Consider the following 25,548-nt stretch of genomic DNA (forward strand, 5'->3'; position numbering starts at 1 on the left):
ATTAGAGAAATTAACTAATAAATATATTCAGGAGGCAGGAGAATGAAGAATCTATTTTATTTACTATTGGGATCTTTGATAGGATGGCTTATATGGGGAATTTTTACGAAGGATTTTTCTCCAAATGGGTTTAGCTTACTTTTAACCGGACTTATTTTAGGGTTCTTAACTGGCAGACGTAATCCAAAAGAAGTAACAGAGTAAATTCAAAACTTATTCAACTAACTGGTGCGTTAGTAAAAAAACAATATCAAAGTAAAGCGAGCCAGGAAAAAATATCCTAGCTCATTTTCTGTATCCCTCTTCCCGTAGGGGTCGCCGGCTTCCGCTACAATCAATGATTTGTAAACGGTTGTGTAAATGAGTAAATTGCATTTTTGAATTTAACTTCATTAGTTAAACAATTCACTTGGAATATCCCATAAAAAATAGTTTCTTGAATATTGTCTGGTAGATATAACTACGGTTTCTTCACCATTTTCAAAAATATATCCTGAACCAATTTGCTCTTTATAAGACCATCCCTTTTCATCCATAAAATCCTTTATGACATCGTAAGAAGAATCTCCTGTATTCAAGGATACATGCTGGTGACTACTCTTTGATTCTTCGACTTGTTCATATTCACTATCAGAAAGTTCGAGACGCATTATGGAGATAAGAATAGGTAAAGGATTCCCTTCTTGAACTAAAGCACTTCCGAATCTTAAAGTTATTAAACCAGTTATTAGAATAAACAACAAAAGTGCAGATAATAAAGTTTTCTTCAATTCATCTCCCTCGTTTCATAGATTCTTTTATTAGAAAATGCATAATAAAATATCTTTCGCTCCTACCTAAGGTTGTTTTATTCCTAAGATATTATTAATCTCTCTTTCTGAAGTTAATTGCATTAATATATATGTGATCAATAAAAAAGCCACAGCATTTTATTGCTGCGGCTTTCCTTACTAATCTTCCATCGTAGATAAATCACCAGTTGGAAGCTGTAATTCCCATGCCTTTAATACTCGGCGCATAATCTTACCGCTTCTAGTTTTAGGTAGCTTATCCTTAAACTCAATTTCTCTAGGAGCTGCATGAGCGGCAAGACCCTTCTTCACAAATTGCTGAATATCGGCAATGAGCTCATCAGAAGGCTCATACCCTTCATTTAAAGCAACAAATGCTTTAATAATCTCTCCACGGACTGGATCTGGCTTCCCTATTACTCCTGCCTCAAGAATTGCAGGATGCTCTAACAATTTACTTTCCACTTCGAATGGACCTACACGCTCACCTGAGGTCATAATTACGTCGTCTACTCTTCCTTGAAACCAGAAATAACCATCATCATCCATATATGCGGAATCTCCTGAGAAGTACCATTCATCATTAATAAAATAGGATTCAAACTTTTCTTGGTTTTTCCAAACCTGACGCATCATAGATGGCCATCCTTTTTTGATGGCAAGGTTACCCATTGTGAATGGCGGGACCTCTACTCCATTGTTATCAATAATTGCAGCCTTAATGCCTGGCAATGGTTTCCCCATGGAACCGGGCTTAATCGGAAGGCAGCCATAGTTACAAATCATTTGAGCGCCTGTTTCAGTCATCCACCAAGTATCATGAATTCGTTTATTGAATACCTGCATTCCCCACTTAATAACCTCAGGGTTAAGTGGCTCACCAACTGATAATACATGACGCAGGGAGGTTAGATCATATTTCTTCACGATGCCATCCCCAGCACCCATTAGCATACGAAAAGCAGTTGGAGCACTGTACCAAACCGTAACCTTATATTCTTCTATTGCTTTATACCAAGCATCTGGTGAGAAACGTCCACCTAAGATTAAGGAAGTTGTTCCAGCAAGCCAAGGTCCAAATATTCCATAGGAAGTTCCAGTAACCCAACCTGGGTCTGCCGTACACCAATAGATATCATCTTCTCTTATATCCATAACCCATTTCATGGACTGATAGTGTTGTACCATCGCGTAATGAACATGTAATATTCCTTTAGGCTTACCAGTAGAGCCAGAAGTATAATGCAGTATAAGTCCATCTTCTTTATCTACCCATTCTATTTCAAATTCATCAGAGGCATTGTTTAACGCCTTATTAAAGTCTACAAATTTATCATCCTCTTGAATATTGTCTCCCACTAGAAAAACAGTTTCCAAATCTGGTAGACGATCTAAAGGTATTCTTCCTAGCAATTCAGGTGTAGTGACAATTGCCTTCGCTTCGCTATCTAGTAAACGATCATACACTGCCCCTTCCATAAAGGCTTCAAACAATGGACCAACAATTGCGCCCATTTTTACTGCCCCTAATAAAGCAAAATATAATTCCGGAGATCTTGGCATAAAAATAAATAGGCGGTCCCCTTTTGCTAAATTAGAGTGCTCTTTGTAAACGTTTGCAGCTTTGTCTGTCCAGGTTTTCATGTTAGCAAATGTATATGACTCCTTGCGATCAACATCTTGATAATATAAGGCTACCTTGTCCTTAATATCTGATGCTGCATGACGGTCAATCGCTTCGTATGCCATATTCACCTTGCCTGTCTCATACCAGGAAAAAGACTTTTCAGCTTCCTCCCATTGAAAATCCTGAGCAGTTTTCTCATAGTCCTTTAATTGATACTCCTCTTGTACTACTGGTAACGCTTCGATTTTCATCCCAATTCACCCTTTCTAAATATACTCTCTTATATTCTACAATACTCTCACAAAGTAATGCTAATGTTTTAACTTTTTTGAATGTTTTGTTACATAACGGAAGTAATCGCTTTCTTCTTAAAAAATCATGTATAATAGTGGCAACTGTAACTAAATTATAGGTGGTGAATATGTGGAACATAAAAAAGTATTTTATTCGATAGAGAAAGAGACAAAGCATGGTCCAATTACTATTGAAGGACCCGTAGCATCTGAAGAATTAGCCAAGTTGACTTTCCATGAGGATTTAATAGCATTTCGAAATCCTCAGCAACAACATAAAGCAATTATCGAAATTGCAAAGTTACCAGAGGGTCGGATTATCATTGTTAGAGAAAAGGACATGATTGTTGGGTACTGTACATTTCTTCACCCAGACCCACTAGAACGTTGGTCCCAAGGGAACATGGAAAACTTAATAGAATTAGGGGCTATTGAAGTTATTCCAAAATACCGTGGAACTGGAGTCGGAAAAGAATTACTCAGAGTCTCTATGATGGACGATGCGATGGAAGATTATATAACGATTACAACTGAATACTATTGGCATTGGGATTTAAAAGGAACCGGTTTAAATGTATGGGAGTACCGAAAGATGATGGAAAAAATGATGATGGCTGGTGGCCTAGAATATTTTGCAACAGATGATCCAGAGATCAGCTCCCATCCAGCCAATTGCTTGATGGCCAAAATAGGTAGCCGTGTGGACAATGAATCCATCCAGCAATTTGATCAATTACGCTTTATGAATCGTTTCATGTATTAAGGAAGATGTTTTAAATTTCTCACAAAGGGGTTTGGTTTTATGCTTGTAGAAGAAATCATGAATACATCAGTACCTACTTTAACACCATCACATACTATAAATGATGCTTTAAAAGTATTAAAGGAGAAACGTATTAGGCACATACCGATCGTTAATGAGGAACGTGAAGTTTTAGGGGTGGTAACAGACCGTGACTTAAAGGAAGCAACTCCCTCCTCTCTACAGGATAGAAAGGATGCGGAGATTTTAGATATGCCATTAGAAAAAATTATGACTAAAAACCCTATTACTGGGCACCCTCTTGATTTTGTAGAAGAAACAGCTAGTATTTTCTACGATAATCGTATAGGCTGCCTACCTATAGTGAGTCAAGGGAAGCTAGTCGGCATGATTACAGAATCGGATCTTCTCTATAAATTTATCGAGCTGACAGGTGTGCATCAGCCGGGATCTCAGATGGAAATACGGGTACCCAACCGACCAGGCGTCTTATTTGAAATATCTAAAGTAATTTATGAGCAAAAAGTGAATTTACTTAGCGTCTTAGTATATCCCGATAAAAATGATAGTGAATACAAGATTCTCGTTCTACGTGTCAAAACGATGAATCCTCTCAAATTGGTTCAAGCAGTAAGAGATGCCGGCTTTGAGGTTTTATGGCCAAGCCAGCCGGGATTGAATGTATGAAAAAGAATGCTGTTTTTATCTTCTCAGAAAATCAGCTTGGTTATAAATTTTCAGAAACTCATCCCTTTAACCAAAAACGCCTGACACTTACTGTTGACCTTTTAATGGAAATGAATTCACTATCACCTTCGGATATTGTGGCACCCCGTATAGCAACGGATGAAGAACTATGTTTAGTGCATGACCCTGGTTACATTGATATTGTTAAAAAAGCTAGTCAAGAGACAGAGAGCACCTCCAAATATGAGAGTTATGGGATTGGAACGGAAGATACCCCAATTTTCCCCCAAATGCATGAAGCAAGTGCCAGCTTAGTTGGAGGCACACTGACTGCTGTAGACTATGTAATGGAGGGAAAATCCAACCACGCGGTAAACTTAGGTGGTGGACTGCATCATGGATTTAAAGGCAGAGCCTCTGGATTTTGTGTCTATAATGACAGTTCCGTTGCGATTAAATATATGCAGGAAAAGTATAATGCTCGTGTACTTTACATAGACACGGATGCTCATCACGGTGATGGCGTGCAATGGAGCTTCTATGACGACCCTAATGTTTGTACTGTTTCTATTCACGAAACCGGAAGATACCTTTTCCCTGGAACCGGAAATATTACCGAAAGAGGAACTGGTGAAGGCTATGGAACTTCTTTTAATTTCCCCATCGATGCCTTTACAGAGGATGATTCTTTTCTGGATATTTATCGGACAAGCTTAACGGAGATTGTCGAATGGTTTAAGCCTGATGTTATTTTAAGTCAAAATGGTGCCGATGCTCATTTTTTTGACCCCCTCACGCACTTGTATGGAACGATGAATATCTATAGAGAAATACCTAAACTTGCCCACGAGCTAGCACATAAGTATTGTGAAGGTCGTTGGATAGCGGTTGGTGGTGGTGGATATGATATTTGGAGAGTCGTCCCAAGGGCTTGGTCTTTACTTTGGATGGAGATGAATGACATTCCATCGCCAACTGGGAATCTTCCAAAGGCCTGGCTCGATAGATGGAGCGCAGAGTCACCTATTCCCTTTATCCCAACGTGGATGGATCCAAATCCACTATATGAGCCTATACCTAGAAAGCTAGAGATAACGGAAAAGAACAAGCAAATGCTAGATAAAGCTTTGTATCAGCTGCGAAGCCAAAAGTCATACAAAAAGCTAGACTAATAATTTAATCATAAAAAAACAGGGTGGTTATTAACTCCACTCTGTTTTTATTTCTCTGCATTATTTAAAATGGCAAAGAACTCTTCCCCACCCTTCATCTCATAATTTTTCTCTGAACTGATAACATAAAGGGAACTCCTCTTTGAATCAAGGAACATCGCATAGCCTGTATTTAGTGTGATATTAATTCGATAATCATGATCAGCAGTTGATTCGGCTGGTATAAATTTTGCATTCTTAAAAATCTTTATGAGATCGTGCTGTCTTTCTAATGGAATTTCAACTTCTTCAAATATATTTTCTCTTTCTATATCAATACTATGAACATTTAAGAATTGGTTATCTACATTAAAGTTTGCATTTTCTAATATGTCTGTCGCAGAGTACTCCTGGTTGCCCATTCCAAATCTCATAAGAATTATACCTATAGTTACGACAATAACCGCTATCCATGCAATTTTCTTCACAGAACGCCTTCTCTCTATACTTTTTAGAAGTCATCATCTTATTAATGAATACTCAAGAAGGATTTTTATAAATTAGCATCTTACATATTTTCTTTTAAAACCAAGTCTATCCCTATCTATTTCTTTTTGTATATTGCTATATGCGTCCAGAAGGCTACTTTTTTTCTTATGCTGATTTATTTCTATTGTTCCTATTGATTTGGCAGTTTCTATAGCCTTTTCATGAAGCGGCAAATAGGAAACCCCTACGGTGTAAATAAAATTATTCATAGAGGATTTAACTCGCTCGGGCGAATCATGTATACTTTTACTCACCATATCCAACATATTAGATATCTTACTCTTAGAAAATTCCTCATCTTTTCTATTTCCTAATAGCCAACAATAACAGCTCCAACCAGCTGAGCTTGTTAACTCTTCATCACTTGCAATCCATTGATTGGCAACGTCTTGTGCAAGATCAGACTCGGACAATGTAACGGCTACAACGTAATCAGACAGCATATAAAAATATGCCCCCTTTATCCAACGCTCAAAATCAGACACCTTCATCGCTTTAGGATCTGCAATAATCCCTGCGAAGTACATCGCATCGTAATTGCCTGTCGCATAAAGCTCCTCCGCTAACTGCTGATTAATTTTAATCTTCTTTGCAATTGGCTTCATTGCCCCTGTAGCTACCCCAAAAAGCGGTTCCCGGGCACCATTAGAAAGGTATATTTTTTTAGTCCGTTCCTTTCCTAACGCTTCAAGCTCCTGCATTACCGTTTCCTTATTCATGACTTGCTTCCCCCCACTTTATATTTTTGACATACGCTTACCTCTGACATTCATTTCACTTTAAACATAATAGATTTCTAATTTATAGAGATTAAATTATAATAAGCTGTAAGAAAACGTTATTTTTAACTACTGAGTTAAATATAATTTCGTAAGATTCATAGCTAATACTATTAAAGATTGCCGAGAAAAGAGGTATACATTTGGGTTTTACCATTTTAATGTTTATTGGTTTGTTATTCTTTGTTTTTTGTTTTATCGTAGGTGCTTTCTATTGGTTTAGTGATAGAGGAAATAAATTTTAAAAACAAAGACTTTTACTATAACTCTTTTGCACCAAGCAAATAAGAGCATCTTACCTAATCATCTTCGCATACTTTGCCCATACTTAGATGTTTCTAGACCTCTGCGTAAATATACCAATTACTATGATGATCGTACCATTAAGCGCAAACAAAAAACTGAAAAACACCATAAGCATCCCAGTTGCAAACCCACCAGGGTCAAAGGGACTCACACTTGCATATGTAATAAAAAAAACTAAAGGCGTTAAAAGTAAGACAATTATTCCAGCCCAGATTCTTTTCCTTTTGTTTTTTCCAGCAATTTTGAATGCCATCAAGTTTGTAATACCCAAGACAATGAAGAATATTAAAAGAATTATAATCCCTATCTGAACCAACTCCTTTTCACCTAAATAATACCATATTATATTTATTAATGATTTTTTATTTAAGGAGTCTAATAATATGAAGACTTGGAAGTATAAAACCACTAACCAATTTTTTGACTACTTGGATTTTCACGACTGCTTTATATCGTACAACTTTTATTATGTGAAAACGTCTGTGTAAGAAGTAACAAAAAAATGGAGTGATATTATGGTATTTATGTTCAATAAAATAACACTTTTTAGCATAAGCTTTATATCAATTTGTTTAATAGTAATTGGATTTATATTACAAACCATCCTTATCCCTTTACAAGATATCGATCTTATAAGTAATAAAGAACTTTTGGAATATCAAAAAGAATATGCAATCAACTATCCCTTAGGAACAGGGCTGCTCCTTTTAGGTCAGTTTCTTATGGTTTTAGTTATAATTCTATTCATTATTAAGTTTATAAAATCTAAAAGTAATAATCAAAAATCAAATGTATAACTATCCAACTAAAATATTTGTTCTTCAACTAACGCGTCCTTTATCAAAATATGGCCATCATTTCGGTTGTTTATTTTTATATCATAAATATCAAGGTGATCCTAGATTTTCATTGTGAAATGTTACACTTAAACTAATGCAACCGTTTAGTTGAATCAGACAGAGGATCGTTATGTGTTACCAATAAGGGGGAGGGTATTTTGTCGTTTGGTAGTATAGCTTGGGGGATTTTTATGATAATTCAATGGATAAGTCATCTAAAGAAAAGTGACTATTTCATAGGGGAGGATATAAGGACTTTTTTAGGTGACGAAAAATTCCAATCCTATCAAAGAGGTTTGGTTTTTCCATTTGTATTATTAGGTACGATTATGATTTGTATGGGAATGATTGAAAATACATTAAATATACCAACACTACTTTTTTTAACAATCTTTCTCTCTCTTAGTCTGATTCCAATAATATTAATTTTCTATAACAATAAAAAATTCACAAATCGATATATTTTTTATAAGAAATAAATAAGTATATTGTTTTTCAACTAAGGGTGTAGTGTAGTGTAGTTTAATTAGTATCAACCTGTAAGGGGCATAGAAATTTAGAGTTGCATTCTATGACAGAGCTGGCACTATAATTGAGGATTATCCAGACCATGATTGGGCTGGAATAGTCCAAAAAGCCAATTTTTATGTACTACAATATTTTCTTTAATACTAATTCATCATTCAATGGGATCCCATCATGTCCAATTAAAGGTATGGAAGGTTTTAAATTTCGTGCCTTGTTTACACCATTAGGAATAATAGATGTAATTCTATAATTTCTTTTTTGGTAAAATCTCAAAGCGTTCAAATTATCATTTGTCGTTACTAGACTTACTACATGTAGCTTCTTTTGCATTGCTATGTATTCGACCTTTTCCATTAATGAAGAGCCAATGCCCTTTCCTTCTTGGAGACTATCTAATGAAATAACCTCAATTTCATTATCTTTCAAAACATAGGTAACTAAACCAACAATCTGATTATTGTCCTCGAAAATGAAGCCATCCAATTGATCACATAGATAGACACCTGTTGAAACTACCATCTCAGTACTTCCCCAATTTTCCTTAAAAAATGAGACAACCTTTTCTCTATTTTCTATCGTTATTTCTTTAATATTCATTTGCCAATACCTCATTTCTCTCCATTAATTGTTTAAGATTAATACAAAAAATATTATTCCTTTTTCCAAAACAGTCCGTATATAACTGCTCTTCCTTTAACAAAGCTTTTAACTTAAAATATATTATTCTCAACTAGTATTATTTTACCTTTAGTGTATCACTTTTCAAAAAAACAACCTATTTTTTCCCACAAAAAAGAGCCATGAAATTCATGACTCTTCCTCCTTATATTTATTTTACTGTTTTTCTTTCTTCAATCCGATAAGGAAGCACTACATTTTGTTCCTCGATTTTTTCCTTATTCATAAACTTCGTAAGGAGTCTCATAGAAACTGCTCCTATATCATACAAAGGAAGCACAACGCTAGTTAGTTGTGGACGAACCATTCGAGCAAGCTTAGAATTCTCAAAGCTAATAATTTCGATATCATTAGGAACATTAAACCCACTATCCTGCGCTCCGTGAATAAGCCCGATTGCGAGTTCGTCACTTCCAGCAAAAAATGCTGTTGGTGGATTCTCTAATTTCCTTAGTTGCTCCCACGCTATTAAACCATCGTCATACGTGTTATCGACACCTACTATTAAATCCTCATCTACATCGATACCTGCATTTTCTAACGCCTCTTCATAACCTGCTAGCTTAAAGTCACGATTAATAGGAGAAGAAATGGAACCCGATATAAAAGCGATTCTATTGTGTCCATTTTGTATTAGTCGGTTTACTGCATCGATAGCTGCCTCACGATACTCTATATTTACAGAAGGGAAAGAATTAGAATGCTCCACGGTGCCTGCCAAAACAACTGGCACATTGGAACGGTTCATCTCATGTAGCATTTCCTCTGAAATATAGTCACTCATCATAACGACACCATCTACCTGTTTACTTAAGAGGGTCGTCAATAACTGAACTTCTTTTTCTTCCTGTTGATCCGAATTGGTTAAGATAATATTATAGCGATACATCGTAGCAATATCCTCTATCCCTCGAACAAGCTCGGCATAGAACACGTTTGATATATCAGGAATAATAACCCCTACCGTTTTTGTTTTTTTACTTGCCAAGCCTCTTGCCACTGCGTTTGGTCGGTAATCTAATCGTTCAATCACAGCCAACACCTTTTGTCGAGTTGCTGGTTTTACGTTTTGATTGCCATTAACTACACGGGAAACAGTGGCCATCGATACGTTTGCTTCTCTGGCTACATCATAAATAGTGATAGTCATTGTATTCCCTCCTTTACTTATCTAATTTATAGTATATATGTAAATAATACTTTATATCCTTAATAACTTTCAATTATATAATAAAACCGACTCTTATTTAGAGTCGGTTTTGTGTCAATTTATGCATGAATCTCATGATTTTTCATGAATTTTTGGATGGAATCGTAAAACTCATCAAATTGTTTTAAGTTCATCTGTTGAGCAGCATCAGATAATGCTACCGCTGGATCTGGATGTACTTCAGCCATTACCCCGTCTGCACCAATGGCAATTGCTGCTTTAGCGGCTGGTAAAAGAATATCACGACGTCCAGTGGAATGTGTTACATCTACAAATACTGGCAAGTGCGTTTCTTGTTTTAAGATTGGCACTGCTGAGATATCTAAGGTGTTTCTAGTAGCTCTTTCATATGTGCGGATACCACGTTCACATAGGATGATTTGATCGTTTCCTTGTGACATAATATATTCTGCAGCATGGATAAACTCATCTAACGTAGCTGCAATTCCTCGTTTTAAAAGGATTGGCTTATTAATTTGTCCAACTGCCTTTAATAGTTCAAAGTTTTGCATATTACGTGCTCCGACCTGTACGACATCTACATAGTCAAGTGCCTCATCTAAATGACTTGGAGTCACAATTTCAGAAACAACCGCTAAACCAAATTCTTCAGAAATTTGTTTTAAGATCTTTAATCCTTCTAATCCAAGCCCTTGGAAGTCGTAAGGAGATGTACGTGGTTTGTATGCTCCACCGCGAATTAGCTTAAGACCTTTAGATTGGATTGCAGCAGCAACCTCTGCAACCTGTGTATATGATTCTACAGCACATGGACCAAATACAAATGATGGTGCTCCTGTACCAATTTGTTCACCGTTAATCGTTACGATCGTGTCCTCTGATTTCTTTTTACGAGAAACAAGAAGCGCTTTTTTCTGATCATCGACTTGTAATTCTAGAGCCGTTTTAAAAATTTCTTTAAAAATATGCTCCACAGTAGATTGTGGTAAAGGACCATCATTATGTTCTTTAAGATGATCTAGCATATGTCTTTCACGAAGAGGATCATATCTATTAACACCTTGCTTTTCTTTTACTCTACCTATTTCTTGTACTACTCCAGCTCTTTCATTGATCAAACGTAAAATTTCTACATTGACCTCATCAACTCGGCTTCGTAAAGCCTCTAAATCCATTTGATTCATAGATATTTCTCCTTTCGTTTCAGCTACGACTCTTTCTATCGCCTGAAAATTGTGATACATTTTAAGATATAAAATATATTATAATCAATTAATCTAAGAATGTCACGCTTTTTATTTTAGCGATTCAACTCGCTAAAGTGTTTTATCCAACAAAGGAAGTGAGAACTTGTCATCAACCCTATTTGCATTAGATATTGGAACCCGTTCGGTAGTAGGTATTATTTTAGAGGAACGAGATGGGTCTTTCCATGTGGTAGACATCCTCGTAGAAGAACATAAGGATCGTGCGATGCTGGATGGTCAAATACATAATGTGCTCAAAGTTGCTGAAGTTATACAATCTATAAAAGAAAAGCTAGAAGAAAAGCATGGTCCTCTAGAGAAGGTAAGTGTGGCCGCTGCTGGACGTGCTCTAAAAACAGAACAAGCTGAAGTGAAAATGGATATAAAAAATCGTCCAATTTTCTCTGAAGAGGACGTGAGCAGGCTGGAACTCTCTGCAGTGCAGCATGCACAGAATAGTTTGGTTCATCCTGATATCGATAAACAATCCAGCCATTACTATTGTGTTGGCTACAGTGTACTTTATTACAGGTTAGATGGTGATGAAATTGGCAGCCTCGTAGACCAGCAAGGCGATGAGGCTTCAGTAGAAGTAATTGCTACCTTCCTACCCAGAGTAGTTGTAGAGTCCCTTATATCAGCTTTAAAGCGTGCAAATCTTGAGATGGAAGCATTAACACTCGAGCCAATTGCTGCTATTAATGTTTTAATCCCCCCTTCTATGCGACGACTGAACGTAGCACTAGTGGATATTGGGGCAGGAACATCAGATATCGCTATAACTGATTTTGGAACTGTCGTTGCTTACGGCATGGTTCCGTATGCTGGAGATGAAATCACGGAAGCATTAAGTGAGCATTATTTGTTAGACTTCCCTCTTGCTGAAAAAGCTAAACGAGCGATTAATAATAATGAATACATACAAATTCAGGACATACTTGGTTTTGAACAGGACGTAGCAAAAGATGAGGTAATTGCAGCCTTAAAACCAACGATCACAGAACTTGCTAGTGAAATATCAAAAGAAATTTTAAGGTTAAATAATAATCGATCACCAAAGGCTGTCATGCTTGTAGGGGGTGGTAGCTTAACACCTACCATTACCACTTCGCTGGAACAGGCTTTGAGTCTGCCAACTAACCGAGTTGCTGTAAGAGGTATTGATGCGATACAAAATTTAACGAAGGAAGAACATATCCCTGTCTCTCCTGAGCTAGTTACACCTATTGGAATTGCTATTGCTGCCAAAAAGTCTCCTATTCAGTATATGTCAGTAAAAGTGAACGAGCAGGTTGTTCGTTTATTTGAACTAAAGGAAATGACAGTGGGTGATGCACTTTTAGCCGCTAATATCTCTACGAGAAAGCTTTATGGGAGACCAGGGGTGGCCTTATCCATTCAGCTGAACAACCAAACAATCCATATTCCTGGTGGTCATGGTCAGGCTGCAATAGTCAAAGTGAATGGCATGGAAGCTAATACGAAAACAATTATTAAAAATTTGGACATCATAGAACTAATGGAAGGTAAGGATGGAACTCCAGGAACTGCAACGGTACGAGACCTACTGGATGAGGCAGTAGCTCAATCCTTTAGCTTTGAAGGTGAAACTCATATAGTAGAGCCAAGGATTTTTATCAACGGGGTACCATCTTCCGCTGACACTGAATTGAAGGAAAGAGACAAAATTACTATAGAGACTGTTCAAACAGTCGAACAGCTTTTACATTCTATTGGCAAAGAAATGTATATTCATAAGTTAAAACCATACACCATAACGATAAATGAAAAGAATCATTATATCCCTACTTTAACTCCTACACTTCTCATTAACGGAGTAAAAGGAAAACTGGAAAGTCCCATAAAGGACAATGATGTAATCACAATTAGCTCTAGTGAAGCTCCGACTTTAGAAATGCTTGCTAATGCATTAGATAAAAAATTAGATGCTCAAATAGAAATCACCTTTCAAAACGAAAAAGTAAAACTTTATAAGGAGTGCTCAATTGTTAAGATCGGTGAAGTCACAATTCATGCAAATGAGGTTGTGCGTACGGGTTCAATACTTGTATGGGAAGAAATAAATACTACACCATGGATTTTCCAGGACGTTTTTCGATTCTCGGAGTGGACCCTTCCCGAGAATGCCGGTTCTTTTCAAATCTTAAGAAATGGACAGCACTCTCGATTTGATGAAGAAATCTTCGGTGGGGATCATTTAGAAATACGCTTTAATTAAAGAAGAAATATAATGGATGGCATAAACCCTATAAAAACACAAAAGTGAAACTGCAATATGCAATTTCACTTTTTGTATGGCATGAGATAAAAATCTCCGGCCTATCTTTATTTTGTTGTATTAGTTTTAGAATCGGAAGTTTCTTCTGCAATTGCTTCTTTAATAGCTTCCGCTACAGCTGTCGCATTTTCTTCTTCATCTGTTAGCTCTTCTGTCGTTTTAGAAATGGTTTCCATGAATTCCATTGGCTCTTCACCCTCGGAAGAAGCAGTACCATCATCTAGTGGAGAAGCAGGAGCACCTTTAATATTTTTCACTTTTTCTACAAGCTGTCCAGATTGCTCCTGTAGCTGTTTAGATAGCTGAGTTGTTTTCTCTTTAGCAGTAGAAGAAAGATCCATTGTTTTATCCTTCAACTGACCTGCTTGTGTGCTTAACGTACCACGAAGCTCAGTCCCAGTCTTTGGTGCTAATAATAGAGCAGTTGTAGCACCGATAATACCACCAATTACTACACCCATGATAAAGTCTTTACCGTTTACTTCTTCGTCCTTATAAACATTGTGACGACTCTCGTTATAGGAAGGCATTGGTGGATAGCTAGGCTGTCCTTGTCGATCATATGAAGATTGGTTTGCATAGTACTCTTGATTAAATTTTGCATCATTGTAATTCGGTTTGTTTGATTCGTAATTTGTCATATTCCATTCCTCCAGTAAGATTATTTTACATTATCTTTTTCAAATGTATAAAAGCCTGCTTGCTCCATTGCTTTTCGCTCTTTCCATTTGTCGCGGATACCTAAGAAAATACTACTCCACTGAACAACCTGAGCGATTTTATCTTCGTTTTTTTCTACCTCTGTTGTAACAGAAGTAGATAAACGTTGAATCGAATTGTTGAAGCCATTAACAGATACTCCTACGTTCTTAACTGCGTCTACCACAGTATTTAGCTTTTCAGATTTATCTTGAATATCTACAGCTAATTCATTCGTTTTATGCAAAAGCTCTGCTGTTTCTTTTGTCACATTTTGTAAATGCGTTTCTAAGCCATCCAATGTTTCTGCAACATTGTTTAAGGTCTTTTTCACGGAAGACAAAGTTACCGCCAGGCTTATACATAAGATTAAAAAAGCAATGGCTGCTACAATTGCCGCTATGTATAAAAGATTTTCCATGTGGACACTCCCCATTTCTTGTTATGTAATATTTTTACCCCAAATGAATCAAACTAAACTTCTTACTCTATATACTATACTACTTTTTTTTGAAAACTCCTCTAAAAAATGCTTAATCTACATAAGAGATTAAGCATTTTTATTAATTATTTAGTTTTTTTTCAAATGCTTGTTGATATTTTTGGACATCTCCTGCGCCCATAAACATATACACCGCATTTTCATGATTAAGTAATTGCTCCACGTTGTCTTCCTGAAGGATATGACTACCTTCTATAAGATCACCCAGCGTTTCAATCGTTAATGTACCAGTATTTTCTCTAGCAGAGCCAAATATGTCACATAGGTATACTTCATCAGCCAGGCTTAAGCTTTCCTTAAATTCATTTAAGAACTTTTGTGTTCTAGTGTACGTATGAGGCTGGAATATTACTACAAGCTCTCGGTCTGGATACTTTTGACGAGCTCCTTGGATCGTTACTGAAATTTCTGTAGGATGATGAGCATAGTCATCAATTATCACACGATTTTCTATAACAGTCTCAGTGAAACGGCGTTTTACACCTTCAAATGACTCCAAGCCGCTCTGAATTACCTCTGCAGGTACTCCTTCATAATGACATAGAGAAATAACTGATAGTGTATTTAAAATAACATGATCTCCGTACATTGGGATGGTGAAGCGATGATAGAACTCGTTTCTTACAAATACGTCAAAGGAAGTTCCCTCTGTCGTCTTTTCAATATTACGAGCAGCAAAATCATTGTGTTCGCCAAATCCGTAGTAGACTACTGGCACAGATGCTTTAATACGTTGAAGATGAGCATCATCCCCACACGCTATAATACATTTTTTAACCTGCATAGCCATTTCCTGAAAAGCATTAAATACGTCTTCAATATCGCTAAAATAATCTGGATGATCAAAATCGATATTGGTCATAATGGCATAGTCTGGGCTATATGCCAAGAAATGTCTGCGATACTCACAAGCTTCAAATACAAAATTAGAGGCGTTTTCAATCCCTTTACCTGTACCATCACCAATTAGATACGCTGTTGGACTATATCCACTTAAAACATGCGCCAAAAGCCCTGTAGTTGATGTTTTCCCATGAGCACCAGTGACAGCTATGGATGTAAACTGGTTCATATATTCCCCTAAGAATTTATGATAACGGACTACTTCCAATCCTAATTCCTTCGCTTTGACGATTTCTGGGTGAGTATCAGGGAATGCGTTCCCAGCGATGATTGTCATATCTTCTGAAATGTTATTCTCATCAAAAAGCAACACATTTATATTGCGTTCATGTAATGGTTTTTCTGTAAAAAAGTACTTTTCAATATCTGATCCTTGCACTTCATGACCTTCATCATGAAGGATTTGTGCCAACGGGCTCATACCCGATCCTTTAATCCCTGTAAAATGATACTTTGTCATACGTTGTAAACCTCCTGGGATTATTCCCACTTATATACATTGTCTAAACGTTCGTCTATTAGACGTATTCCCCATTATATCACTTTTTAGTACGTAATATTAATAAATATATTTAACTAAAAATTTGGTCTAAAGTGTCGTTTTTCAGTAACACTTCTCTCGCCTTACTGCCTCTTTGCTCCGAAATGAATCCAGCCTCATGCATAGCATCGATTAGTCTAGCAGCTCGGTTATAGCCTAAATGGAATTTTCTTTGAAGCAAGGACGTCGAAGCAGTGCCCTGTTCTACAACAAATCGGCAGGCTTCCTCAAATAAATCATCTTGCTCAGCTGCAACCTCAGACTTTTGAATTAACTCATCCTGCTCAAATATATATTCAGGAGTACCTTGACTTCTAGCAAATTCAATAACACTTTCAATTTCCTCATCCGTTACATAGGTACCTTGAATACGGACTGGACTTGACATACCATTTCCTTGATATAGCATATCCCCGCGACCAAGCAATCGTTCGGCACCCTGTTGATCTAAAATAGTACGTGAATCAATTTGAGAAGATACCGAAAAAGCAATTCGAGTCGGTATATTCGCTTTGATCAGACCTGTAATGACATCCACGGAAGGACGTTGAGTTGCCAAAACGAGATGAATACCACAGGCTCTAGCTTTCTGTGCAATACGGCATATAGCATCCTCGACTTCTGTTGGCGCCATCATCATTAAATCAGCCAACTCATCTATAACAATTACTAGGTATGGCAGTTTTTGAGCAAACTGTCTTTTTTCAGTCGCCAAAGTATTATATCTGCTAATGTCACGCACACCAATATGAGCAAATAACTGATAACGTCGTTCCATCTCCTCGACTGCCCATTTAAGTGCTGCTGTTGCTGCCTTAACATCTGTAATAACAGGGCTCACTAAATGAGGAATATGGTTAAATGGAGCAAGCTCTACCATTTTTGGATCAATTAACAATAACTTAAGCTCATTAGGTGTTGCTTTATAAAGGAGGCTTACAAGTAAGGAATTAATAAATACAGATTTCCCTGATCCTGTTGCACCTGCAATTAAACCATGTGGCATTTTTCTTAAATCAATAGTCACTGGTTTACCAGTCAAATCTAAACCAAGCGCTGATTCTAAAGGAGAATCTGATTCCTTAAAGACATCTGTATTAAGTACCTCCGAGATTCGAACAGCACGTGATTTTCTATTAGGTATTTCAATACCAATAGAACGCTTCCCCGGAATAGGAGCTTGTATACGAATATCCTTAGCAGCTAGTGCAAGCTTTAAATCATCTGCCAGATTACGGATTTTACTAACCTTCGTACCATGTCCAACTGTGATTTCAAACTGTGTAACTGCTGGACCTTGGACCATTTGGACAATCTCTCCACTTACTTGAAAGTACGAAAGTGCTTCTACTAATGTAAAAGCTTGATTTTCCATCCATTCTTTATCCTCATCCTTAATTTCGGGTGGTAACAGGTAACTAAAGGAAGGTTTTTCATACGTAGATTGAGGTTCCTCCTCTAATGGTGGATTAACAGCAATTGTTTCCTCAATGACTACTTTCTCCTGTGTAGGAGCTTCCATTGGTTTTTCTTCCACGACAGAACGGTTAGATGTTGGACTTTGATAAAGAGGGATTATTTTATTTTCTAGTTTATTCAACTTTTCCTTATCTGACTTCAGCATCAATACGTTAAAAGGTCTAATTTTTTCTTTTGACTTAGTTTCAGTGACTTTAACGTCTTCTTGTTGTGGTTGCAGTTTCTCTACTTCCATATATTGTGGCTGATTTTCGTCCTCTAATACCTGTTCTTTCAGGTCCTCTACTTCAACTGCTTGTTCTCGCACTTCCTCTAATGGACCTTCTATAACCGATGAAGGAGAAGAATCTAGTATTTCAACAGCGTCCTCTTTCTCTAATACTTCTGTAGCTACTATCAGTTCCACCGTTTGTTCTTCTTTTAAGCTAGGAACATAGCTTTCTATTTCGTTATTCATCGGCTCCAGTTCTTCTTTTTTACCTTGCTGCTCTAGATCAGAAACAGCATATTCTTCTATATTGTCGGTTTCCTTCTCCAATATTTCGTCTGATGTTGTTATCATTTCCACCGCTTGCTCTTTTTCTTTTGGTGTAGGTACATAACTTTCTACTTCTATACTCGTTGACGTTGGTTCTTCTTTTATAGTAAGTTCGTTTAAAATAGGAACTTCTGGCTCTACGATCACATCACCTTTTGGCTCGTATAATTCTGTAGTCGTTACTAATTGTTCCGGTTTTTCTTCTTTCAAAATAGGAACAACTGGTTCTACTTTTTTATTCGTTAAAATAGTAACTTCTTCTTTATCAACTTGTTCCTGCTGGTAGCTGTTACGAAGATTACCTTTTGGCTTATTATAGCCGTACACAGGAGAAGGCACCTGCGTAGGAGTGAAAGGCCGTTTTTTCTTTTCTATAATAGGCTCGTCCACTATTACTTTTTCCACTCTTTTAGTAGTTGGTTGTAATTTTCGTTGCTGCCATCCCTCATAAATGGGAGGTGCTTCATATATTTTCTTCTCAGGCTTTATCGGCTCAGGCTCTATAATTTCCTTTTCTTCCTTTGACCCGTACAAAAATTCATTTTTTTCGCTGTCCGATATTAATGGAAAACGGAAAGGAGTACGTGGTTCTCTTGGAGATATCTCCTCTACTTCCTGTTCTTCTATATGTTCTTCCTCATTATTAGAAAATAACTTTTTAAACCAATTCATTTACATCACTCTTTCTACTCGATACCTCTATTTTACCAATAATTAAGGTATACGTCTGTTAAAAAATAAAAGATAGTAGAAAAAAAGCATACCTATTAGGCATGCTTAAGAACTTCTTCTTACTTTTATGATACAAAGGCACTTCCTATTTCATTGTTATCTTCCAAAACAAGAATCCCTTTTACTTCTGGAGCGTTCGGTAAAGCTAGCTCTCTTGCAGAGCAAAGCATACCACTAGAAGCGATGCCACGAAGCTCTGCATCTTTGATCACCATACCAGACGGCATGACTGCTCCTACTTTAGCTACTACTACCTTTTGTCCAGCATCCACGTTTGGAGCTCCACATACAATTTGTAGCGTTTCATTGCCCACGTTTACTTGACACACCTTTAGTTTATCGGCGTTTGGATGTTGTTCTAATGATTCGACTAAACCAACTACAAACTTAGGAGATAAATCGACCTCTAATTGGTAGTTTACATTATTAGTATTCAATACCTCTTGAATTTTAGCCACAAGCGCTTCATTTAGATCAACTTGTCCGTTTGCTTCTAAACGTGCATATTTACTGAAGCCAAATATGTTAATGGCAAGAATCTCAGAAGTTTGCGCGTCCTTGACAAGCGTCACATCTCCAATAATGTCAGTAGTAACCTTTTCTGTTTTTTCAGGCGTGATTTGGATTAACAAAACGTCACCTACACCAGCTGCGTTGTAAAAAATATTCATTTGTCTTCTTTCTCCTTTGTTACTCGATTTTTAGCCAAGATAAAAATAGGCTCTAAATCTCCCTTTTCGTATATAAAAGATAATGAGGTGATCGGCACAGTTCCTACTGTAAAGAAATGCATAGTCATTTGAGCTAATACATCGTAGCCTGTCTCATTTCTTATATCACCAATAATCATAACATCTTGATGGGGTACAGAAACAGTCATATCTCCAGAAATCTGTTTTTTCATATCTTTTAGAAGCGATTCGTTCAATATTCTGCTTGCATCATAGCCATCATTATTGTTAAAAAAGTAAAAAGTATTACCGGCAACTTCATCTGTCTTATAATTTGTTTTTAAGTTTCTGACTTGGAAAAGAGCTCTCTCACGTATTTCAGTCTCACGCAAGCCCCAGCCTGATAACATTTTCTCATCTATTAAACGATACGTGTTACCTAAATCTAATACATAATAGATTCTTGTTTCTGCTGTATGATCCTTCGTAACAAAACGATTGCCCTCATTTGATTTTAAAGGAAAGGATGTTGAACGAATAACTGGGTACACAGCAAAATTCGGGTCCAGCAGTCCCTCCATCTCCTTTTCCATCGCTAAAAACGTTTCTAATATCGTGTAAACTACCTCATCTATTGCCTTTTCTTTTTTGGTCTCATATCTTGCCAAAATCGGAGGAATGGATAGATCTATTCCTTTTCCTAGTTCCTTATGCGTTAGGCGCAGTTTGTTTGTTTCACGATTGTAATCATACGTATATTTATCTTCTGAAATTTTTGTTTTAAATATGTTTATTAACTCAAGAGCTTTCAAAGTATCCTTCCTTTCACAATTCTTTCGCTACCTATGTGCATTCTATCTTTGGGGAGCATATAAAAACAACTATTATGTACTAAGTACTACTCCTATTTACAAAATGTAAAAACGGTTCACAAATGTGAACCGTTTTCTATTAAATAGATTGAAGAAATGATTCAATTTCTTCTCTTGTTTTGCGATCCTTGCTTACAAAACGACCTACCTCTTTACCACGGTCATAGGCGACAAAGCTCGGAATACCTAGAATATCTAACTCCACGCATAAATCTATAAACTTGTCCCGATCAACTGAAATAAATTGAAATTCAGAAAATTGTTCTTCTATTTCCCCCATAAAAGGATCAATAAAATGACAATCAGGACACCAGTCAGCTGTAAATTTAAATACAACTCTTTCATTGTCTCTCAATTGTTTAAATTGTTCTATAGAATTTAGATTTTCCATGTTAGCCCTCCTACTTCGTTTGAATAGATCTTACAATCGTCATCATCTGTTCTAGATTATCTGATACGTCTTTCTCTTTGGAAATCGTAGTTAACTTAGTTCCACCTATACTGGATACCAACTCATATCTATCTTCACTATTCTTCAGAATCGCTGCATAACCAAAACGATTGTCCGCTTCAAAGGTCTCTTCCTTAATAATATTTATATTCTTATTAGACATCATTAAGTCGTAATACAATTTACTCGTAGACAATTCATTTGGGTTTATAAACAAGATATAAGAGTCTTTTCCTTTTGATAGTAGAATATTAGTTTCATCGGAATCTTCTTCAACAGAATATCCACTTGGTAAAAATAGTTTAATGTCATTTACTTCTTTGTTAGGATCTTCAGCATCCTCCGTAAAAGCCTTCTCTGCTTTTTCTAGGCCTTTAACAGCTTGTTCATCTAAAGATGCACAGCCTGCACATAAAATGACAACTAGTGACGCGAGAATTCCTCGCATCCATTTTCTCGTCAATTTCGTTCCTCCATTCAAAGCATAACTGCTATATATTTTATCGATGATTTAATTTACTTGCAACTAGTATAGCTTATTGTTCTAGATAGGATTTCATTCATATAAATCTATTTTATCATGTTTTAGCTTTAAAAAGAGTTCATATTGACCTATAAGTAATAACATGATGTGCTCAAACATATCATTTCTTTTTATTATACCATTAGTAAATACGCCAATAGCTCCTTCGTTGTGACGAATCCCCTGCTTGTTGGTATAGACGTCCATTATAGGACCTAGTTCCCCTCCAGCTCTCAGCTGCTCTGCAATTTCCACGGGTAATGGTACACCAGCTCCAGTAGCAGTAAACACTTCCCCTGTTTTGATTGCTAGTGCTCCCCAGTTGCAAATGTACATAGTTCCATCGATTTCTTGTACTCCACCCTCTAATCCAATACTGAATGTTCCATCTAAAATATCCATTGCATGTTTGGCTCGGTTGATAGCACCTTGTCTAGTCTCCTCATTACTCATTGGTTGGTCGGACACTAAAGAGGGCACGTCCTGATTTATAAAAATAGCATTGGGATAATATAATCTCCCTACTGTTTCTACTGCCTTAGTTTTAGCTCTATTATTAGTTGCAATCAGTATTTTATGCATCATTTCATTTCTCCTTCTTTAAAACAGAAACTGTCTTGGCCATAACTCTAAAAAAAAAATGCCACGAGGGCATTTTTTTATACGTTTGCTTTAATCGTTTCTAGAGTCGTGCGGTCACACGCCTTAACTAGCTTCACGATTAATTCTTTCGCTGCAGCGTAGTCATCAGTATGAATGATAGACGATGATGTATGAATATAACGGGAACAAATACCAATAACTGCGCTCGGAACGCCTTCTAGTGAAGTATGAACACGTCCTGCGTCTGTACCACCTTGAGAGATAAAGTACTGATAAGGTATGTTATTCGTTTCAGCCATATCTAATACAAATTCTCTCATGCCGCGATGAGTAATCATAGATCGGTCAAAAATACGTAGAAGTGTACCTTTTCCTAATTGACCAAACTCATTTTTATTGCCAGAAGCATCATTAGCTGGACTAGCGTCTAAAGCAAAGAATAGATCCGGCTTAATCATATTTGTCGATGCTTGTGCACCGCGAAGTCCAACCTCTTCCATTACGTTTGCACCGGAGTATAGCATGTTCGATAATTGTTCATTTTGAACTTCTTTTAATAATTCGATTGCCAGACCACATCCATAACGGTTGTCCCAAGCCTTCGCCATTATTTTCTTATCATTTGCCATTGGAGTGAATGGGCAGACAGGGACAATTTGATCGCCAGGCTTGATACCCATACGTTTAACATCCTCTTTGTCATCTGCACCCACATCAATTAGCATATTTTTAATATCCATTGGTCTATTACGAACCTCATCACTCAACAAATGAGGTGGAATGGAGCCTATTACTCCTGGAATTGCTTGGTTATACGCAATGATTTCTACACGTTGAGCAAGTAAAACTTGGTTCCACCAGCCTCCCAGTGGCTGAAAACGAATCATACCGTTATCCGTAATACCGGAAACCATAAATCCTACCTCATCCATGTGTCCAGCAACTAAAATCTTCGGTCCATTTTCGTCACCTTTTTTTACCCCGAATATTCCACCTAAATTATCCTGTACAATTTCATCTGAATATTTAGTTAGTTCACTTCGCATAAAGGCACGAACCGCATGCTCATTTCCTGGCGCTCCTGGTAACTCAGTTAACGTTTTAAATAACGCGCGTGTTTCTTCATTCATTATTAAAGCCTCCTAAAGCCTCGTAAAGTTAATATTCACTCTTTAAATACATTCCCTCTCTATTGTAATAAAAGATTGAAGGGTTTACTACTAATAAATTTCGACATACGAAAAATTTTACGAATTCCATTTATATGATAAACTAAAATAAACACAAGGGAGGAATTAGAATGAAATTAAGAGACTATATGATGGGATTAGGTACAGGAGTTGTATTAGGTATTGTTGCAAGTCAGGCTGCCACTAAAATAAATCCAAACAAACCAGCAGATCTAGTGCTTAATAATATAAAGAACTCCTTTAAAGAAGAAGGTCCAATCGATGGGTCCTGGATTTATATGAGTCCAGAGCCGTTCCAAAAAGAAGCTATCCGTTTTGAAGTGTATAAGGGCGGAATATCTAGAATTAAAAATGGAGAACTAGAGCAATTTGAATTTGCAGCTGACTCTAAAACAGGTTCTGTAGTAGACATAGCAAAGGTTTAATCATGTCCTTTTAGCAATAAAGCATAAAACCTCTTATTAGGTGTAAATTACCCGTAGGAGGTGATGTTTCATGAGTAGTAAGAACAACAAAAAAACCATGAATAAAAGAACACATAACAGCCAGGAGCTATACAAAAATCCTACAGTTAACCCCGACACAGAACTCGGGATAGACTTTGCCGAAGTCTCTAAAAATAAGGTGACAAAGCATATTACAAAAGAATCGAATAAATAATGCAAAGGTGAGTTTAATAACTCACCTTTTTTTAATTGTGGAAGTGTTGCGCCTATGAGGCGAAGTATTGCGGGAATTGGGTGAAGTGTTGCGAGAAATGAGTGAAGTGTTGCGCTAATTTGGGTAAGTGTTGCGAGTATTGCTTCAAGTGTTGCGCTAATTACATGTAGTGTTGCACATACGAAAAGTGTTGCACTTTTACTACAAAGTGTTGCGCTAATTGCAAGAAGTGTTGCAGGGTCCTCTATGAGGAGTGCACGCTATTACGCCGGGAATTATTATCCAAATAATTGAAACATTCCTTCTCTTCATAACGTATCCCTTATTAGAAAGCGAGGTGAATTTATCAAAATGGGTAAAAGTACAAGTATAATTTTTGTAGTCCTTCTGAGTTTTGTGATCAGTTACATTTTATCATCAGCATTTGCTCATTATGGTTTAAACACAACAAATTTAATCACAGGGTTCATTATAATTGGTTTGACTCTCTCTGCCGTTTCTTTGTTTGGAAAACTATTTTCTGAAAAAACAGTTGTAGGAGAATAAGATCTTCACTCAAAAAAACCAGCTATAAATGCCAATAGACATTTATAGCTGGTGTATTTTTAGGAACGCGTTCTCTCTAATTTTTCTAGAACTTCCTTGCCATCCGTGGACCATTTAATCATACGGTGATAGGCATCATGGTAGAAGCTGAACCAATAATTGTTTTGTAATGCTTCGTGGACCCATTTTTGCTTAGCAAATACCGAGGTCATTGGGTAGTCATCGTAAGCCAATACCCATAATGGATTTTGATGTGCATGTGTTGGCATAAGGTCTGCCATATGGATGATTGTTTCATCCTTTTGCTTTAATAGCACAATACTATGACCATCACTATGACCACCTGTATGAATCATCTCAATATCTTCTAAAAGCTTAATAGAATCCTTGAATGTAATGACCTGTGATTGAATGGGCTCCCAGTTTTCCTTCCAATATGTATTGCTTGAACGGACATTTGGGTTCTTCATTTCATTCCACTCTACCTCTGAAACATAGATGGAAGCATTCGGAAAACTGGAAACTAATTCTCCATTTACCCATTTAGTTAGTCCACAAGCATGATCGAAATGTAAATGAGTCATTAAAATGATGTCGACATCCTCTGCAAGCAGACCTAGCTCGACCAGATTGTCATCTACCACTGACTCATCTGTAATGCCATAATTTCTGATTTGCTTGTCTGAGAACTTTCCAAATCCTAGGCCCGCTTCTAGCAAAATGTTCTTCCCTTTATGTTGAATCAATATTGGATCGGAAGGAAGTTCAATTTGATTTTTTTCATTGACCGGATATTTCTTTTCCCATAAAGGCTTTGGCACTACTCCAAACATGGCTCCCCCGTCCATATGTGTCGTACCACCTTTTAACCAAGTTAATGTCATCTCGTGAAATTTATACGTATCCATACTTTCATCCCCTTTGAATAGT

General features: G+C 36.8%; 28 protein-coding genes. 9 read left to right on the forward strand and 19 right to left on the reverse strand.

Annotated elements, in window-relative coordinates; genetic code table 11:
• Positions 1-42: 42 nt before the first annotated feature.
• Positions 43-204, forward strand: coding sequence for a tRNA U-34 5-methylaminomethyl-2-thiouridine biosynthesis protein (locus M3627_RS14665; RefSeq protein ID WP_251556304.1), 162 nt, complete (start codon positions 43-45; stop codon positions 202-204).
• A gap of 188 nt (positions 205-392) precedes the next feature.
• Here M3627_RS14665 and M3627_RS14670 read toward each other — a convergent pair whose 3' ends face one another.
• Positions 393-770 carry a hypothetical protein gene (locus M3627_RS14670; protein ID WP_251556306.1) on the reverse strand — a complete coding sequence of 126 codons (378 nt, stop codon included), beginning with the start codon at positions 768-770 and terminating at the stop codon, positions 393-395.
• Between the two features lie 180 nt (positions 771-950).
• The gene (gene acsA, locus M3627_RS14675; RefSeq protein ID WP_169361289.1) at positions 951-2,669 is read right to left on the reverse strand and encodes an acetate--CoA ligase; all 1,719 of its coding nucleotides are present in this window, start codon (positions 2,667-2,669) and stop codon (positions 951-953) included.
• A 172-nt stretch (positions 2,670-2,841) separates the two neighbouring features.
• Between acsA and M3627_RS14680 the strand changes: the two genes are divergently transcribed.
• From M3627_RS14680 to M3627_RS14690, 3 genes are read left to right on the forward strand one after another with little or no spacing between them, the layout of a single operon-like run.
• Positions 2,842-3,474 (forward strand): GNAT family N-acetyltransferase, encoded by a 633-nt coding sequence (locus M3627_RS14680; RefSeq protein ID WP_169361288.1) that lies wholly within the window; start codon positions 2,842-2,844, stop codon positions 3,472-3,474.
• Positions 3,475-3,513: 39 nt separating this feature from the next.
• Complete coding sequence (locus M3627_RS14685; protein ID WP_169361287.1) at positions 3,514-4,161, forward strand: acetoin utilization AcuB family protein; 648 nt, start codon at positions 3,514-3,516, stop codon at positions 4,159-4,161.
• Positions 4,131-5,333, forward strand: a complete 1,203-nt coding sequence (locus tag M3627_RS14690) for an acetoin utilization protein AcuC (RefSeq protein WP_251556308.1) — start codon at positions 4,131-4,133, stop codon at positions 5,331-5,333. Before M3627_RS14685 ends, M3627_RS14690 begins: the two co-directional genes overlap by 31 nt.
• Before the next feature lie 47 nt (positions 5,334-5,380).
• Here the strand turns inward: M3627_RS14690 and M3627_RS14695 are convergent, their stop codons facing one another.
• The 3 genes from M3627_RS14695 to M3627_RS14705 form a co-directional block, all read right to left on the reverse strand.
• Positions 5,381-5,800 (reverse strand): hypothetical protein, encoded by a 420-nt coding sequence (locus M3627_RS14695; protein WP_251556309.1) that lies wholly within the window; start codon positions 5,798-5,800, stop codon positions 5,381-5,383.
• 72 nt (positions 5,801-5,872) lie between these two features.
• Positions 5,873-6,580: a DNA alkylation repair protein gene (locus tag M3627_RS14700; RefSeq protein WP_251556310.1), complete on the reverse strand. Its 708-nt coding sequence runs from the start codon at positions 6,578-6,580 to the stop codon at positions 5,873-5,875.
• Positions 6,581-6,968: 388 nt separating this feature from the next.
• Positions 6,969-7,199 (reverse strand): hypothetical protein, encoded by a 231-nt coding sequence (locus tag M3627_RS14705; RefSeq protein WP_251556311.1) that lies wholly within the window; start codon positions 7,197-7,199, stop codon positions 6,969-6,971.
• A gap of 744 nt (positions 7,200-7,943) precedes the next feature.
• Between M3627_RS14705 and M3627_RS14710 the strand changes: the two genes are divergently transcribed.
• A complete protein-coding gene (locus tag M3627_RS14710; RefSeq protein WP_251556312.1) occupies positions 7,944-8,264 on the forward strand; it encodes a hypothetical protein in 321 nt (106 codons plus the stop codon).
• Between the two features lie 172 nt (positions 8,265-8,436).
• On the opposite strand, the gene M3627_RS14715 is transcribed toward M3627_RS14710, so the two are convergent.
• From M3627_RS14715 to M3627_RS14725, 3 genes are all read right to left on the reverse strand, one after another.
• Positions 8,437-8,910, reverse strand: coding sequence for a GNAT family N-acetyltransferase (locus M3627_RS14715; protein ID WP_251556313.1), 474 nt, complete (start codon positions 8,908-8,910; stop codon positions 8,437-8,439).
• Between the two features lie 232 nt (positions 8,911-9,142).
• On the reverse strand, positions 9,143-10,141 hold the full coding sequence (gene ccpA, locus M3627_RS14720; RefSeq protein WP_251556314.1) for a catabolite control protein A: 999 nt from the start codon (positions 10,139-10,141) through the stop codon (positions 9,143-9,145).
• Between the two features lie 119 nt (positions 10,142-10,260).
• The gene (locus tag M3627_RS14725; protein ID WP_169360027.1) at positions 10,261-11,346 is read right to left on the reverse strand and encodes a bifunctional 3-deoxy-7-phosphoheptulonate synthase/chorismate mutase; all 1,086 of its coding nucleotides are present in this window, start codon (positions 11,344-11,346) and stop codon (positions 10,261-10,263) included.
• A gap of 166 nt (positions 11,347-11,512) precedes the next feature.
• Here M3627_RS14725 and M3627_RS14730 point away from each other — a divergent pair, with 166 nt between their 5' ends.
• Positions 11,513-13,648 carry a cell division protein FtsA gene (locus M3627_RS14730; protein ID WP_169360026.1) on the forward strand — a complete coding sequence of 712 codons (2,136 nt, stop codon included), beginning with the start codon at positions 11,513-11,515 and terminating at the stop codon, positions 13,646-13,648.
• A gap of 107 nt (positions 13,649-13,755) precedes the next feature.
• On the opposite strand, the gene M3627_RS14735 is transcribed toward M3627_RS14730, so the two are convergent.
• From M3627_RS14735 to M3627_RS14780, 10 genes are all read right to left on the reverse strand, one after another.
• Positions 13,756-14,349 carry a YtxH domain-containing protein gene (locus tag M3627_RS14735; protein ID WP_251556315.1) on the reverse strand — a complete coding sequence of 198 codons (594 nt, stop codon included), beginning with the start codon at positions 14,347-14,349 and terminating at the stop codon, positions 13,756-13,758.
• A gap of 20 nt (positions 14,350-14,369) precedes the next feature.
• A complete protein-coding gene (locus M3627_RS14740) occupies positions 14,370-14,828 on the reverse strand; it encodes a DUF948 domain-containing protein (protein ID WP_169360024.1) in 459 nt (152 codons plus the stop codon).
• A gap of 142 nt (positions 14,829-14,970) precedes the next feature.
• Positions 14,971-16,272, reverse strand: a complete 1,302-nt coding sequence (murC, locus tag M3627_RS14745) for a UDP-N-acetylmuramate--L-alanine ligase (RefSeq protein ID WP_169360023.1) — start codon at positions 16,270-16,272, stop codon at positions 14,971-14,973.
• A 112-nt stretch (positions 16,273-16,384) separates the two neighbouring features.
• The gene (locus M3627_RS14750; protein WP_251556316.1) at positions 16,385-19,042 is read right to left on the reverse strand and encodes a DNA translocase FtsK; all 2,658 of its coding nucleotides are present in this window, start codon (positions 19,040-19,042) and stop codon (positions 16,385-16,387) included.
• A gap of 125 nt (positions 19,043-19,167) precedes the next feature.
• Positions 19,168-19,773 carry a YtpR family tRNA-binding protein gene (gene ytpR / locus M3627_RS14755; protein WP_251556317.1) on the reverse strand — a complete coding sequence of 202 codons (606 nt, stop codon included), beginning with the start codon at positions 19,771-19,773 and terminating at the stop codon, positions 19,168-19,170.
• Positions 19,770-20,585, reverse strand: coding sequence for a DUF1444 family protein (locus tag M3627_RS14760; RefSeq protein ID WP_169360020.1), 816 nt, complete (start codon positions 20,583-20,585; stop codon positions 19,770-19,772). The genes ytpR and M3627_RS14760 overlap by 4 nt, the downstream gene beginning before the upstream one ends.
• A gap of 139 nt (positions 20,586-20,724) precedes the next feature.
• Complete coding sequence (locus M3627_RS14765) at positions 20,725-21,036, reverse strand: thioredoxin family protein (RefSeq protein WP_169360019.1); 312 nt, start codon at positions 21,034-21,036, stop codon at positions 20,725-20,727.
• 10 nt (positions 21,037-21,046) lie between these two features.
• Complete coding sequence (locus M3627_RS14770) at positions 21,047-21,559, reverse strand: hypothetical protein (protein ID WP_240949727.1); 513 nt, start codon at positions 21,557-21,559, stop codon at positions 21,047-21,049.
• Positions 21,560-21,652: 93 nt separating this feature from the next.
• Positions 21,653-22,201 carry a DUF84 family protein gene (locus tag M3627_RS14775; RefSeq protein WP_251556345.1) on the reverse strand — a complete coding sequence of 183 codons (549 nt, stop codon included), beginning with the start codon at positions 22,199-22,201 and terminating at the stop codon, positions 21,653-21,655.
• Between the two features lie 77 nt (positions 22,202-22,278).
• On the reverse strand, positions 22,279-23,352 hold the full coding sequence (locus M3627_RS14780) for a M42 family metallopeptidase (protein WP_251556318.1): 1,074 nt from the start codon (positions 23,350-23,352) through the stop codon (positions 22,279-22,281).
• 170 nt (positions 23,353-23,522) lie between these two features.
• Between M3627_RS14780 and M3627_RS14785 the strand changes: the two genes are divergently transcribed.
• The 3 genes from M3627_RS14785 to M3627_RS14795 all read left to right on the forward strand — a co-directional run bounded on the left by M3627_RS14785 (position 23,523) and on the right by M3627_RS14795 (position 24,618).
• Positions 23,523-23,837 carry a hypothetical protein gene (locus M3627_RS14785; RefSeq protein ID WP_251556320.1) on the forward strand — a complete coding sequence of 105 codons (315 nt, stop codon included), beginning with the start codon at positions 23,523-23,525 and terminating at the stop codon, positions 23,835-23,837.
• A 70-nt stretch (positions 23,838-23,907) separates the two neighbouring features.
• On the forward strand, positions 23,908-24,072 hold the full coding sequence (locus tag M3627_RS14790; RefSeq protein WP_169360016.1) for a hypothetical protein: 165 nt from the start codon (positions 23,908-23,910) through the stop codon (positions 24,070-24,072).
• Between the two features lie 351 nt (positions 24,073-24,423).
• On the forward strand, positions 24,424-24,618 hold the full coding sequence (locus M3627_RS14795) for a hypothetical protein (protein ID WP_251556322.1): 195 nt from the start codon (positions 24,424-24,426) through the stop codon (positions 24,616-24,618).
• A 59-nt stretch (positions 24,619-24,677) separates the two neighbouring features.
• Here M3627_RS14795 and M3627_RS14800 read toward each other — a convergent pair whose 3' ends face one another.
• Positions 24,678-25,526, reverse strand: coding sequence for a YtnP family quorum-quenching lactonase (locus tag M3627_RS14800; RefSeq protein ID WP_169360014.1), 849 nt, complete (start codon positions 25,524-25,526; stop codon positions 24,678-24,680).
• Between the last annotated feature and the right edge of the window lie 22 nt (positions 25,527-25,548).

The organism is Psychrobacillus sp. MER TA 171 (genome assembly GCF_023713305.1).
Classification (GTDB): Bacteria; Bacillota; Bacilli; order Bacillales_A; family Planococcaceae; genus Psychrobacillus.

Coding starts and splice junctions, on each gene's coding strand:
- M3627_RS14665 (WP_251556304.1), top strand. CDS start 43: ATGAAGAATCTATTTTATTTACTATTGGGATCTTTGATAGGATGGCTT.
- acsA (WP_169361289.1), bottom strand. CDS start 2,669: ATGAAAATCGAAGCGTTACCAGTAGTACAAGAGGAGTATCAATTAAAG.
- M3627_RS14685 (WP_169361287.1), top strand. CDS start 3,514: ATGCTTGTAGAAGAAATCATGAATACATCAGTACCTACTTTAACACCA.
- M3627_RS14690 (WP_251556308.1), top strand. CDS start 4,131: ATGGCCAAGCCAGCCGGGATTGAATGTATGAAAAAGAATGCTGTTTTT.
- M3627_RS14700 (WP_251556310.1), bottom strand. CDS start 6,580: ATGAATAAGGAAACGGTAATGCAGGAGCTTGAAGCGTTAGGAAAGGAA.
- M3627_RS14705 (WP_251556311.1), bottom strand. CDS start 7,199: ATGGCATTCAAAATTGCTGGAAAAAACAAAAGGAAAAGAATCTGGGCT.
- M3627_RS14715 (WP_251556313.1), bottom strand. CDS start 8,910: ATGAATATTAAAGAAATAACGATAGAAAATAGAGAAAAGGTTGTCTCA.
- ccpA (WP_251556314.1), bottom strand. CDS start 10,141: ATGACTATCACTATTTATGATGTAGCCAGAGAAGCAAACGTATCGATG.
- M3627_RS14725 (WP_169360027.1), bottom strand. CDS start 11,346: ATGAATCAAATGGATTTAGAGGCTTTACGAAGCCGAGTTGATGAGGTC.
- M3627_RS14735 (WP_251556315.1), bottom strand. CDS start 14,349: ATGACAAATTACGAATCAAACAAACCGAATTACAATGATGCAAAATTT.
- M3627_RS14740 (WP_169360024.1), bottom strand. CDS start 14,828: ATGGAAAATCTTTTATACATAGCGGCAATTGTAGCAGCCATTGCTTTT.
- murC (WP_169360023.1), bottom strand. CDS start 16,272: ATGACAAAGTATCATTTTACAGGGATTAAAGGATCGGGTATGAGCCCG.
- M3627_RS14750 (WP_251556316.1), bottom strand. CDS start 19,042: ATGAATTGGTTTAAAAAGTTATTTTCTAATAATGAGGAAGAACATATA.
- ytpR (WP_251556317.1), bottom strand. CDS start 19,773: ATGAATATTTTTTACAACGCAGCTGGTGTAGGTGACGTTTTGTTAATC.
- M3627_RS14765 (WP_169360019.1), bottom strand. CDS start 21,036: ATGGAAAATCTAAATTCTATAGAACAATTTAAACAATTGAGAGACAAT.
- M3627_RS14775 (WP_251556345.1), bottom strand. CDS start 22,201: ATGCATAAAATACTGATTGCAACTAATAATAGAGCTAAAACTAAGGCA.
- M3627_RS14780 (WP_251556318.1), bottom strand. CDS start 23,352: ATGAATGAAGAAACACGCGCGTTATTTAAAACGTTAACTGAGTTACCA.
- M3627_RS14785 (WP_251556320.1), top strand. CDS start 23,523: ATGAAATTAAGAGACTATATGATGGGATTAGGTACAGGAGTTGTATTA.
- M3627_RS14790 (WP_169360016.1), top strand. CDS start 23,908: ATGAGTAGTAAGAACAACAAAAAAACCATGAATAAAAGAACACATAAC.
- M3627_RS14795 (WP_251556322.1), top strand. CDS start 24,424: ATGGGTAAAAGTACAAGTATAATTTTTGTAGTCCTTCTGAGTTTTGTG.
- M3627_RS14800 (WP_169360014.1), bottom strand. CDS start 25,526: ATGGATACGTATAAATTTCACGAGATGACATTAACTTGGTTAAAAGGT.